Source organism: Acinetobacter sp. NIPH 1852 (assembly GCF_022549455.1).
Lineage (GTDB): Bacteria > Pseudomonadota > Gammaproteobacteria > Pseudomonadales > Moraxellaceae > Acinetobacter.
Genome location: NZ_JAKZGG010000005.1, coordinates 120,444 through 133,437, shown reverse-complemented (window position 1 = coordinate 133,437; position 12,994 = coordinate 120,444). Strand labels below are relative to the sequence as shown.

The following is a 12,994-nucleotide window of genomic DNA, read 5'->3' as shown; positions in this document are numbered from 1 at the left end:
AATTCGACTATGGCTACAATTCATGTCGATGGAAAATCGTACGAAGTCAATGGTTCTGAGAACTTGCTACAAGCATGTTTATCTCTCGGGCTTGATATTCCGTATTTTTGTTGGCACCCATCCTTAGGTTCAGTTGGTTCTTGTCGTCAATGTGCGGTGACTCAGTATGCAAATCCTGAGGACACACGTGGACGTTTAGTGATGTCATGTATGACACCTGCGACCGACAACACCTATATTTCAATCGAAGACAAAGAAGCAACTGAGTTTCGCGCATCGATCGTTGAATTCTTAATGACCAACCACCCACACGACTGTCCAGTCTGTGAAGAAGGTGGGCACTGTCATTTACAAGATATGACGGTGATGACGCAGCACGATCGTCGTCGCTATCGCTTTACCAAGCGCACCCATCATAATCAAGAGTTGGGTTCGTTTATTGCGCATGAGATGAACCGTTGTATCGCATGCTATCGTTGTGTGCGTTACTACAAAGACTATGCTGGTGGTACAGACTTCGGTGTATATGGCAACGCATCACGCGTGTATTTCGGTCGTCCAGAATCAGGAACCTTAGAGTCTGAATTCTCTGGTAACTTGACGGAAGTCTGCCCAACGGGTGTATTTACCGATAAAACACATTCGGCTCGTTATAACCGTAAATGGGACATGCAGTACGCACCAAGCGTCTGTTTTGGCTGTTCTTCTGGCTGTAACATTTCACCGGGTGAGCGTTATGGCGAAATCCGTCGTGTCGAAAACCGCTTCAATGGTGAAGTGAACCAATACTTCCTGTGTGATAAAGGGCGTTTCGGTACTGGCTATGTCAACCGCGAAGATCGTCCTCGTCAACCACAGTTCCGCAATGGTGACACTGCTGCAACTGTGACTGTAGATCAAGCACTTGATCAAGTGATTGGCCAACTTCAAGGCAAGAAAGTGTTAGGAATTGGTTCTCCACGCGCAAGCTTGGAATCAAACTACGCGCTTCGTGAATTGGTTGGACAAGACAACTATTCAACAGGAATGTCGCAAAAAGAGCAAAATCTGGTTGAATTGGCTGCGTCAATCATGCAAACACAGGGTATTCATAACCCGAACATGCGTGAAATTGAAAGCTATGATGCAGTGTTGATCTTGGGTGAAGACTTAACCCAAACTGCGCCACGTATGGCTTTGTCTGTTCGTCAAGCTGCGAAAAATAAAGCCAAAGAAATGGCGGCTAAAACACGCACACCAGACTGGTTAGCTGAGCCTGTACAACGTATTGGTCAAGATGCAAAATCTCCAATTTACATCCTTGCTGCAACACAAACGCGTTTAGCGGATGTGGCAACGGGTGAAGTGGTTGCATCACCAAATGATATCGCGCGTTTAGGTTTTGCGGTTGCGGCTGCGGTTAAAGGTGAAGTACTCACAGGTCTCGCAGATGATGCAAAAGCATTTGCGCAAACCATTGCTGACACATTGAAAGCAGCGACCAAGCCATTGATTATCTCTGGTACGAGTCTGCAAGATCCTGCAATCATGGAAGCAGCAGCACAAGTTGCTCAAAACTTGGGTGGAAATGCAGGTTTATCCTTGACGGTTCCTGAAGTGAACTCAATGGGCTTGGCATTGTTTGGTGGTTTAAGTTTAGAACAAGCCTTTGCACAAGATTTCGATGCGGTTGTGATTGTTGAAAATGATTTAACGCGTCGTTTACCTGTTGCACAAGTCAAAGCTGGGTTAGATAAAGCTGAAACAGTGATCGTGCTCGACCACAGTGAAACTGAAACCTTGAAATTGGCGGATATCGTCCTTTCAGCAGCAAGTTTTGCTGAGGGTGATGGTACGGTAGTGAGCCAAGAAGGTCGTGCACAACGTTTCTATCAAGTCTATGACCCAAGCTACTACAAACCTGATTATGCGATTAAAGAATCATGGCGCTGGTTACATGCCATTGAAACGGGCATGAAAGGTAAAGTGGTTGACTGGACGCTACTTGATGATGTGATTGATGACATTGTGAAGAATGTTCCAGCACTCGAAGCGATTCAAGATGTTGCACCAGATGCTGGCTATCGTGTTCATGGTTTGAAAATCGCGCGTGAACCACGTCGTTATTCGGGTCGTACTGCGATGCGAGCTGGAATCTCTGTACATGAGCCAAAACAACCGACTGATCTAGATTCTGCATTGACCTATTCGATGGAAGGTTATGTTGGCACACAGAATGCGTCATCGTTAGTTCCATTTGCATGGGCTGCAGGGTGGAACTCACCACAAGCTTGGAATAAATACCAAGATGAAGTGGGTGGTCACTTAAAAGGTGGTGATTCAGGTGTGCGATTATTCGATCGTTTAGCCAAGCGTCCAGCACGTAGCTATGTTGCACCGACAGCAGTTGTTGTGAATCCTGAAAGTTTCCGTCTTGTACCAATGCACCATATTTTTGGTTCTGGTGAGTTCACGATTAAAACGCCTGCGATGGAATCTCGTATTCCTGAAGCGATGTTTGCAGTGGCTGAACAAGATGCGACACGTTTGAATGTTCAAGATGGTCAACGTATTACGGTTAAGGCGGGTGAAACCAGCATTAGCTTACCTGTACAAGTGATTGAATATTTACCAACGGGTTATATTGGTTATCCAATTGGTTTAGCACCAACCGTTTCATTGGCTGAGCCTGTGTCTGTGGCAGTAGGAGTGTAATTCATGAATCAAGAATTTATACGTCAAACGCCACTTTGGGCTGAGCAATGGCCAATCGCGTATTCAGTGATTCAAGCGATTGTCATTTTGCTGGTTGTGGTGTTGGTCGCGGCATTGATGTCGTTTATTGAACGTCGTCTTTTGGCGCTCTGGCAAGACCGTTATGGTCCAAACCGTGTTGGTCCGGGTGGTATGTTCCAGATCGTTGCCGACATGCTCAAGATCATGTTTAAAGAAGACTGGACACCAAAGTTTGCAGATAAGTTAACCTTCCGTTTAGCACCAGCAGTTGCGATGGCAACTGCGGTACTTTCATTCATGGTTATTCCTGTGAGTCCGATGTTGGGCGTAGCAGATATGAGTATCGGTCTATTGTTCTTTATGGCAATGGCAGGTATTGCAGTTTATGCCGTGTTGTTTGGCGGTTGGGCATCGAACAACAAATACTCATTACTGGGCGGTTTACGTTCTGCGGCTCAAACCATTTCTTATGAAGTGTTCTTGGGTATCTCGTTAATGGGTGTGGTTGCGATTGCAGGCTCATTTAACCTCCGTGAAATCGTTGAAGCACAACGTGATATGTGGTTCATCATTCCACAATTTTTAGGTTTCTTGATCTTTGTGGTTGCAGGTGTTGCGGTGACGCATCGTCATCCATTTGACCAGCCTGAAGCTGAGCAAGAATTGGCAGAGGGTTACCATGTTGAATATGGTGGGATGAAGTGGGGGATGTTCTTCGTTGCTGAATATGTCAACGTGGTGCTGATCTCTGCTTTGATCGTGACTTTATTCTTCGGCGGATGGCTTGCACCATTTAACTTAGAAATTCCATTTGTTCCACCCGTATTTTGGTTCATTATCAAAACAGCATTCTTTGTAATGATGTTTGTCTTGGCTCGTGGCTCGTTAATGCGTCCGCGTTATGACCAAGTAATGAATTTTGGTTGGAAAGTTTGTTTGCCATTGGCGTTGGTCAACTTGTTAGTGACTGGTGCTGTGATTCTGATGAATCAGGCCTAGGACAGCAGGGAGTACAAAATGTATAAAATTCTAGCTGGATTCGGATCGATTGTACGTTCGTTATGGATGGTGTTTAGCCACGTAACGCGTAAACGTGACACGATTTTATATCCAGAAGTACCAGCAGAACAAATTGTGCCTCCACGCTTTCGTGGTCGTATTGTATTGACGCGTGATCCAGATGGTGAAGAGCGTTGTGTGGCATGTAACCTCTGTGCGGTTGCATGTCCTGTGGGTTGTATTTCATTACAGAAAGCGGAAAAAGAAGATGGACGTTGGTATCCAGAGTTTTTCCGTATTAACTTCTCTCGCTGCATCTTCTGCGGTATGTGTGAAGAAGCTTGCCCAACAACTGCGATTCAGATGACCCCAGATTTCGAATTGGGTGAATATGTACGTCAAGATTTGGTTTACGAGAAAGAAAACTTATTGATTTCTGGACCGGGTAAATATCCTGACTATAACTTCTACCGTGTTGCTGGTATGGCGATTGATGGTAAAGGCAAAGGTCAAGCACAAAAAGAAAGTGCACCAATCGATGTACGGAGCTTATTACCATGATGTGGCCATTTTATTTGATGGCACTTGTGGCCATTGTTTCGACTATTCGTGTTGTGACCAATACGAATCCTGTACATGCACTTTTAAGTTTGATCGTGTCACTTCTTGCGGTTGCAGGTATTTTCCTGATCGTCGGCGCACCATTCGCTGCTGCGCTTGAGATCATCGTTTATGCGGGCGCGATCATGGTCTTGTTCGTGTTTGTGGTCATGATGTTAAATCTTGGTCAAGACACCGTTGAACAAGAAAGTAAGTGGTTAAGCTCTGATGCTTGGGCATTTCCTGCATTGATGAGTTTTCTCATGGGCTTACTTTTAGTCTGGATGCTGGGTAGTGACTATACGACTTTGGGTGCAGTGATGGGGCGTGAAGTGGTGGGTCCGAAAGCAGTAGGACAAGCATTATTTACGCATTATCTATTATTGGTAGAAGTTGCCGCGATGTTATTGCTTGCAGCCTTAGTTGCAGCATTCCATCTAGGCAAACGTGAACCAGGTGCAGAAGAGGATAAAGAATAATGGGACACATCCCTTTAGAACATGGTTTGATTGTCGCAACCATCCTTTTTGCACTGGGTTTTTACGGTGTAATGGTGCGACGCAACCTATTATTTATGTTAATGAGCCTTGAAGTGATGATGAATGCCGCTGCATTGGCATTCGTCTTAGCGGGCAGTGTTTGGGCGCAACCAGATGGACAGGTCATGTTCATCTTGATCTTGACCCTTGCAGCGGCAGAGGCGTGTATCGGTCTTGCGATCGTCCTTCAGTTCTATCATCGCTTCCATCATTTGGATGTGGATGCTGCTAGTGAGATGCGCGGATGAGTACATTATATTTAACCGTTTTATTTCCGCTCATTGGTTTTATCCTTTTAGCGGCAGGACGTAACAAACTATCTGAAAATGTAGCGGCAATTATTGGTGTGGGGTCAGTTGGTTTATCTGCTCTATTTGCTTTAATTGCAGGTTTGGCATTTAGCAATAGTGGCGAAACTGTCTTTATTCAACACTTGTGGACATGGTTCAGTGTTGCTGGTTTTGAGCCGGGAATTAGCCTACAACTTGATGGTCTTTCATTACTGATGATGGGAATGGTGACAGGGGTTGGTTTCCTGATCCACATTTTTGCATCTTGGTATATGCGTGGCGAAGAAGACTATGCGCGCTTCTTTTCTTACTTCAACCTATTCGTTGCCAGCATGTTGTTGTTGGTACTGGGCGATAACTTAGCGTTATTGTTCTTAGGTTGGGAAGGCGTAGGTCTGTGCTCGTACTTGCTGATTGGTTTCTATTATTCAAACCCTGCCAATGGTTGGGCGGCGATCAAAGCATTTACCGTAACGCGTGTGGGTGATGTATTTTTACTGATCGCATTGTTCTTGCTCTATCAACAGTTTGGTACTTTGAATACACAGTACATTGTTGAAAATGCAGCAGCGGTGATGACGCAAAGCTCTTCATTGTCGATCTGGACAGCATTGATGTTGTTCTTGGGGGCAGCAGGTAAGTCAGCGCAAATCCCACTCCAAACGTGGTTAGCGGATGCGATGGCTGGTCCTACACCAGTTTCTGCATTGATCCACGCAGCGACCATGGTTACAGCGGGTGTGTACTTGTGCTGCCGTATGTTCTCTGTGATGGAAATGGCACCAGAAGTGATGCAATTCATTTCGATTACAGGTGCGGTGACATTGCTGGTGGCTGGTTTTGCAGCATTGGTTCAAACCGATATCAAACGTATCTTGGCTTACTCAACCATGAGTCAGCTCGGTTATATGTTTATGGCGGTGGGTGCTGAAGCATACCAAGCAGGTTTGTTCCACATGTTGACGCATGCATTCTTTAAAGCGTTATTGTTCTTGTCTTCTGGTGCGGTTATTTTGGCCTACCATCATGAGCAAAACATTTTCAAGATGGGCGGCTTATTCAAGCATAACAAATTCTTATTTGCCTGTTTTGCGATTGGTGGCGGTGCGTTAGCGGCGATTCCATTCATCACAGTCGGCTTCTTCTCTAAAGATGCGATTTTATGGCAAGTTTGGGCACATGGTCACACTACAGGTATTGAGACCTATGGTTCATTATTCTGGGTGGGTGTTGCTGGTGCATTCTTAACCTCTATTTATACGTTCCGTTTGATTTGGATTGTATTCTTTGGTGAAGAAAAGACCCCATATCACGAAATCAAAGGTGCGACTTACTGGGCGCCGCTTGCAATTTTGGCTGTACTTTCAACTGGCGTTGGTGCTTTGTTGCAAGGTCCGGTACAAGGTCTGTTAAATACCGCGGGTATCCCTGCATTTGTGATGACGGATGCGCTAGCACATTTACAGCATGCGGTTGAATTAAAAGCGGTTGGTATTGCGCTTGCTGGTTTAGTGGTTGGTATTGTGCTGTTTGTCTTTGCCTATGGTGCGGTCAAATCTTTTGCTCAAACATCGTTGGGTTCAGGTTTAGCACACATCTGCCGTACTGCATTTGGTTTCGATGCTTTATATAACATTGTATTTGTAAAACCTTATTTATTGATTGCGAAAATTTTAGGTCGCGATCCAGTAGATGGTTTGTGGCTGGTACTTCCTGCGATTGTGCAAGGTGGTAATAGCTTTACAAGTTCGCGTCAAACAGGTTCATTACGTGAATACGCATCAAGCATGTCACTTGGTATCGTGGTGCTATTGATGGTCTTGATCGTTATTGAGGTTGTGGGGAAATAAAATGGAAAACAATTTAATTTTACCCGCACTGATTTTAGTTCCTTTCATTGCTGGTTTTATTTGTTGGTTGGTAGATAAATTCGACCAACATTTACCGCGCTGGATTGCCTTGATTGGTATGCTGATTACCTTAGGTTTAGGTATCGCGTTATGGCAAAGTGGCACATTCGTTTATGAAATTGGCTCAAAAGTTCCAGTTTGGGCAGCGGAGTTTCATCTTCCTTGGATTCAGACTTTAGGTATTAGTATTCACTTAGCGGTGGATGGCTTATCTCTATTGATGGTGCTACTGACTGCATTACTGGGTGTACTTGCAGTTGGCTGTTCATGGGGCGAGATTCAGAAAAACGTCGGTTTCTTCCACTTAAACTTACTTTGGAGTTTGGGTGGGGTTATTGGTGTCTTCCTTGCGATTGACATGTTCTTGTTCTTCTTCTTCTGGGAGATGATGCTTGTACCAATCTATTTCTTGATTGCGTTATGGGGTCATAAAGGCTCGAATGGTCGTTCACGTGTTTATGCTGCAACCAAGTTCTTCTTATATACTCAAATCGCTGGTTTGATTATGTTGATCGGTATCCTAGGCCTCGTGGTTTATGGATACATGATGACGGGCATGATTGGTTTCGATTACAACTACTTACTTGCTGTAGCGAACCATTTACCACCTGAAGTTGCCTATGCATTCATGCTGTGTTTCTTCATTGGTTTTGCGGTGAAACTTCCTGTATTCCCATTACACGGTTGGTTGCCTGATGCGCATGCGCAAGCACCAACAGCGGGTTCTGTGGACTTAGCGGGTATTTTGATTAAAACTGCAGCCTACGGTTTGCTTCGTTTTGTGATTCCATTCTTCCCAGCGGCATCAGCACAATTTGCTGATATCGCAATCATTTTGGGTCTGATTGGTATTTTCTACGGTGCATTCTTAGCGTACCAGCAAACAGATATGAAACGCTTACTTGCGTATACGTCTATTTCACACATGGGTTTTATTTTACTTGCAATCTATGCAGGTAATATTCTGACCTTCCAAGGCTTAATGATTATGATGCTGGCACATGGTTTGTCATCAGCGGCATTGTTTATTATGTCTGGTCAAGTGTATGAGCGTTTACACACTCGTGATTTGCGCTTAATGGGCGGTCTTCGTGGTCAATTGCAATACTTGCCTTTCTTCTTGATGTTCTTCGTGGCAGCGCTTGTTGGCGTACCGGGCTTAGGTAACTTTATTGGTGAATTCCTGATCTTAATGGGTTCATTTAAAGCCTACCCAACGTTCACGATCATGGCAGCAGTGAGTTTGGTATTTGCAGGTCTTTATGGTTTGATTTTGATTCATAAAGCCTTGTTTGGTGAACCGAACCCTGAACAAAAGCAACATTATACAAGTCCACTCAAAGATCTATCGGCACGTGAAGTCAGCATTTTGATGATTTGCGTGATCGGTTTAGTTTGGTTAGGTATTTACCCACAAACGTTCTTGGATGTATCTCATTCGAGTATGCAATGGATCGTAAATAGTTATATGCCAGTACAAGAAGTTGTCGAAACTGTTCAGCAGGCAGCAACTCAACTTGAACATGTGGAGATGCAATAAATCATGAACTTCACACTTTCTTTTTCTGAGCTTATGCCGCTTGTGCCTGTGATGATTGTGGCATTGACTGCAATCGTGGTGATGTTATTGATTGCGATCAAACGTCACCATAACCTCATTGCCACGACCTCGGTTGTGGGTTTAAACCTTGCGGCAATCTTTATTGTATACACCGTGTTTAGTGGAAGTTTTGTTCCAGTAAACGTGATGGGCATGTTTATGGTTGATCCATTTACCATGCTCTATCAATTCTTAATTTTGATCGCTGCATTGGCATGTTGTACTTTGTCTCATGCCTATATTGAGACTTATAAAGACAACCGCGAAGAGCTGTATATCTTGTTACTGACTTCAGTAGCGGGTGCAATGTTGATGGTTGCAAGTTCACACTATGCGGCATTCTTCATCAGTCTTGAGCTTATGTCGATTCCAATTTATGGCATGTTGGCATATACCTACCAACGTAGTCAGTCTTTGGAAGCAGGGATTAAATACCTCGTCCTTTCTGCAACTGCATCTGCAATGTTGTTGATGGGTATGGCTTATATCTATGCCTATACAGGTTCGTTGTCTTTCTATGACTCTGTTCAGACATTATTTGCTGTCATTGATCAGCCAATGGTGTTATTGGGCTTGGCTTTAATTGTCTTTGCAGTCGCATTCAAACTCTCGCTTGCACCATTCCATAAATGGACACCAGATGTGTATGCAGGTGCACCAGCACCAATGGCAACATTCTTGGCAACCGTCGCCAAAGTTGCAACCATCGGTTTGTTTGTTCGTTACATACTTACGTCTGGCGCAATTTTACATCAAGGACTCATTACGGTTTTAACTATCCTTGCGGTATTGTCGATCGTGGTGGGTAACTTACTCGCTGTACGTCAAGTGAACTTGAAGCGTATCTTGGGTTATTCATCGATTGCGCATTTTGGTTATTTGTTGATTGCTTTAATCAGCATGACTTATGCAAGTCTAGGTAGCGTAACGGTTTATGTGATTACTTATGTACTCACTACAATTGGTGCGTTTGGTGTCGTGGCATTGATGTCTAGTCCATATAACAATGTGGATGAAGCACAAAGTCTTGCAGACTATCGTGGTTTGTTTTGGCGCCGTCCGATTTTGACTGCCGCTTTAACGGTGATGATGTTGTCTTTGGCTGGTATTCCATTAACAGCGGGCTTTATTGGTAAGTTCCTTGTTGTGATGGCCGCAGTTACAACTCAGCACTGGTTCTTGGCTGCGATGATCGTGGTCGGTAGTGGTATCGGTTTGTATTATTACCTCCGTGTGATGGTGGTCATGTATATGACACCACCTGATGTACCACGTATTGATGCTGATGCCCATTGGGGTCAACAAGTGGGTGGTATCATGGTACTCGGTGCTGCATTGTTGGTGTTGTTCTTGGGTATTTATCCAGATCCGATGATTAACTTGGCATTGAAGGCAGAAATTCTTTCTCCATTGCACTTTATGTTATCTCAACAGCAGTAATGATCTGATTTGTACAAAAAAGCCTCCAAAATTGGGGGCTTTTTTATTGAAGAGTAAAAAAACACTTTATAATAGTCAGAGATTAATATGAATTAGGTATTTGCTTGTGTCCATTCAAGAAATTCGTCATCCACTTATTCGCCATAAACTTGGTTTATTGCGTCGTTCAAACATTAGTACCAAGAACTTTCGCGAATTGGCGCAAGAAGTCACGATGTTATTGACTTATGAAGCAACCAAAGATTTACCTGTGGTTGATCATGACATTGATGGATGGGCAGGAACAGTCTCAACACAACGTATCGCAGGAAAGAAAATTACCATTGTTCCGATTTTACGTGCAGGTATTGGGATGCTGGAAGGCGTACTTAATCTGATCCCAAGCGCAAAAGTGAGTGTATTGGGTTTAGAGCGTGACGATGAAACTTTAGAAGTTCGTACCTATTATAAAAAGTTAGTGCCAGATGTCGCCAATCGTTTAGCCATGATCATTGATCCAATGCTTGCAACAGGAAATTCTTTGATTGCTGCAATTGATGTCTTAAAAGCAAGTGGCTGTAAAGATATTCGTGTCATGGTCTTAGTGGCTGCACCTGAGGGTGTTGCAAAAGTTGAAGCGGCGCATCCTGATGTGCGTATGTATACGGCTTCGATTGACCAAGGATTAAATGCAGAAGGCTATATCGTTCCTGGTTTGGGCGATGCTGGTGACAAGATTTTTGGTAGTGTTCAAAAAGATTAATTTTTGAAATACAGATAAAAAGAGGCTGCATTCACCCGTAAAAATTTTGTGGGCGGATCAACAGTCTCTTTTTTTATATATACTGTGACTAACAGCGTTTACAGAATAGGGTGAAGTTAATGAAGCAAGAGTTCTATCAAGGAAAAATTAAACAATACAATCCAGACAAAGGGTTTGGCTTTATTGCAACGGCTGAAGGAGATGTGTTTTTTCATATTTCAGAATATCCAACAGACGGTGAGCCGAAAAGAAATGAAAAAGTGAAATTTGTGGTAATTGAAAATGATGGAAAATATAAAGCCACAAAAATTGAGCGCGTTGATCCAAACCCTGCCAAAACTAGAAAAACTAAAATACTGGCGCATAATGAATCGATCACAACAGATTTGTTGTCAAATTTTCGACGCTAATGATTTAGTTTTTTGTGCTGATCGGTTCAGACTTCGTTTTGAATATACCGATAAAAGAGGCTTTTTAGCCTCATTTTTTATTAGAATATAGTCACTATAAAAATAGAGTATTAATGATGTTTCTTGAGGGAAAAATTAAAAAATATAATACCGAACGCGGTTTTGGTTTTATTGAAGTAGACGGAAATCAATCGGATATTTTCTTCCACGTTACTGATTTTCCCAAAGCTGCTGGAGAGCCAAAACTTGGAGAGAGGCTCAAGTTTCTCATTGTTGAGGATAAGGGGAAGTATAAAGCTGTAAATATCGTTCGCTTAGATTTAAAGACTACAGCGTTAGGCAATTCAACTGTTCAAAATGAACCAGCTCAGAAGTTAGTGGCTCGAGCTCATTCTCAATCAAATAAGAATGGGATAACTCTGATGATAGTGGGATTGATAGTGATCGCGATATTAACGGGATTAGTCTTCCAAAAATATCAGTCCTATCAACAATCGCAAAAAATAAAAACAGCTCAGCTTATTGAAGAGCAAAAGAGAATTATTGAAGAACAACGAAAAGCGATAGGGGATTTACCAGAAGTAAAGTTCACAGAAAAATCGCAGAAAGCACTAATGTCCTTGGGAAATAATAATGATCTAACTCAAAATCATCAATCGACACAAACAAACACAGTGAACAGCGAGTTTAGCTGTGATGGACGTAAACATTGTTCTCAAATGAGATCTTATGAAGAGGCTGTCTTCTTTTTAAGGAATTGTCCAAATACCGAAATGGATGGCGATGGAGATGGCATTCCATGTGAACGGCAATTTGGACGATAACAAGATTAGATCAAGTCTGATTTTCGCAGAACTGTAAAAAAGCTTTTAAGCCAGGTCCTTGATATTTTTGACGATGTACCAGCATGTAGAGTGGACGTGTCAATTGCCAATATGGCGTGTCTAAAATAACCAATTGACCTTTTTCAAGCAATGGTTCAATTGCAAGCTTAGAGATACACGACATCCCTAAACCGCCTGCGACGATTTTTAAAATCGCTTCATTGTGACCGAGGGTTAAACGAATATTGGCATCGGGTAAGTCTTGCAAGATGGCGTTATCAAACACTTCGCGTGTGCCTGAGCCTTCTTCACGTAAAATCCATTCGACATCAAGAAAATCTGCTTGCGTGATTGGACGATTTAACTGGGCCAAGGGATGATCAGGTGAACAACACACGGCTAATTCATCATTACGCCAATGAATACATTGCAGTGATGGTAAATGACAAGAACCTTCAATTAACGCTAGATCGAGCTGAAACTGATTCACAGCTTCAATCATTTGGCGTGTATTACCCACTTGTAGTTGTAGATGAGCTTGTGGATGACGCTTTAAAAAATCTGCCATGAGATCAGGCATTAAATAATCACTGATGGTCAGGGTCGCGCCTAAGCGTAAATCAATGCTTTGTAACTCTCCCTTTGCTGCCTGTTCAAAGGATTCGCAGCGACCTAATATTTCCAAAGCTTGTGGAAGTAAAAATCTTCCTAAATCATTGAGTTGTAATCGTTTGCCTAAACGGTCAAATAAAGGTGCGCCGAGACCGTCTTCTAAATCAGCTAAAGCCATGCTCGCCGCACTTTGTGTGAGTCGGACAGCATCACTGGCTTTGGTTACCGTTCCCTCTTGAGCGACCGCCACGAAAACTGCCAATTGGCGTAATGTCATGCGCATGTTAAAAGCCTTAACGTGTTGAGGGTCTCG

The 12,994-nt window shown here is 43.2% G+C and carries 12 protein-coding genes; 11 read left to right on the top strand and 1 reads right to left on the bottom strand.

The window, feature by feature from the left end; translation table 11 throughout:
* The first annotated feature begins 9 nt into the window (after positions 1-9).
* The 11 genes from nuoG (at position 10) to MMO38_RS05930 (ending at position 12,069) form a co-directional block, all read left to right on the top strand.
* Positions 10-2,694, top strand: coding sequence for an NADH-quinone oxidoreductase subunit NuoG (gene nuoG, locus MMO38_RS05980; protein WP_241322911.1), 2,685 nt, complete (start codon positions 10-12; stop codon positions 2,692-2,694).
* 3 nt (positions 2,695-2,697) lie between these two features.
* Positions 2,698-3,714: an NADH-quinone oxidoreductase subunit NuoH gene (gene nuoH, locus MMO38_RS05975; protein WP_121930105.1), complete on the top strand. Its 1,017-nt coding sequence runs from the start codon at positions 2,698-2,700 to the stop codon at positions 3,712-3,714.
* Positions 3,715-3,732: 18 nt separating this feature from the next.
* On the top strand, positions 3,733-4,275 hold the full coding sequence (gene nuoI, locus MMO38_RS05970; protein WP_004669863.1) for an NADH-quinone oxidoreductase subunit NuoI: 543 nt from the start codon (positions 3,733-3,735) through the stop codon (positions 4,273-4,275).
* Positions 4,275-4,793, top strand: a complete 519-nt coding sequence (nuoJ, locus tag MMO38_RS05965) for an NADH-quinone oxidoreductase subunit J (protein ID WP_241322948.1) — start codon at positions 4,275-4,277, stop codon at positions 4,791-4,793. The genes nuoI and nuoJ overlap by 1 nt, the downstream gene beginning before the upstream one ends.
* Positions 4,793-5,101, top strand: coding sequence for an NADH-quinone oxidoreductase subunit NuoK (gene nuoK, locus MMO38_RS05960; protein WP_004638057.1), 309 nt, complete (start codon positions 4,793-4,795; stop codon positions 5,099-5,101). Before nuoJ ends, nuoK begins: the two co-directional genes overlap by 1 nt.
* On the top strand, positions 5,098-6,993 hold the full coding sequence (gene nuoL, locus MMO38_RS05955; protein WP_005198300.1) for an NADH-quinone oxidoreductase subunit L: 1,896 nt from the start codon (positions 5,098-5,100) through the stop codon (positions 6,991-6,993). The genes nuoK and nuoL overlap by 4 nt, the downstream gene beginning before the upstream one ends.
* A gap of 1 nt (position 6,994) precedes the next feature.
* Positions 6,995-8,593: an NADH-quinone oxidoreductase subunit M gene (nuoM, locus tag MMO38_RS05950; protein WP_004669866.1), complete on the top strand. Its 1,599-nt coding sequence runs from the start codon at positions 6,995-6,997 to the stop codon at positions 8,591-8,593.
* Between the two features lie 3 nt (positions 8,594-8,596).
* Positions 8,597-10,093, top strand: a complete 1,497-nt coding sequence (nuoN, locus tag MMO38_RS05945; protein WP_004669867.1) for an NADH-quinone oxidoreductase subunit NuoN — start codon at positions 8,597-8,599, stop codon at positions 10,091-10,093.
* A 106-nt stretch (positions 10,094-10,199) separates the two neighbouring features.
* Positions 10,200-10,835 (top strand): uracil phosphoribosyltransferase, encoded by a 636-nt coding sequence (gene upp / locus MMO38_RS05940; protein WP_241322910.1) that lies wholly within the window; start codon positions 10,200-10,202, stop codon positions 10,833-10,835.
* Positions 10,836-10,954: 119 nt separating this feature from the next.
* Positions 10,955-11,245 carry a cold shock domain-containing protein gene (locus MMO38_RS05935; protein ID WP_004669869.1) on the top strand — a complete coding sequence of 97 codons (291 nt, stop codon included), beginning with the start codon at positions 10,955-10,957 and terminating at the stop codon, positions 11,243-11,245.
* 116 nt (positions 11,246-11,361) lie between these two features.
* Positions 11,362-12,069 (top strand): cold shock domain-containing protein, encoded by a 708-nt coding sequence (locus MMO38_RS05930; protein ID WP_241322947.1) that lies wholly within the window; start codon positions 11,362-11,364, stop codon positions 12,067-12,069.
* A gap of 10 nt (positions 12,070-12,079) precedes the next feature.
* Here MMO38_RS05930 and gigC read toward each other — a convergent pair whose 3' ends face one another.
* Entirely contained in the window at positions 12,080-12,964 is an 885-nt protein-coding gene (gigC, locus tag MMO38_RS05925) for a LysR family transcriptional regulator GigC (protein ID WP_005198287.1), read from the bottom strand.
* Positions 12,965-12,994 lie beyond the last annotated feature (30 nt).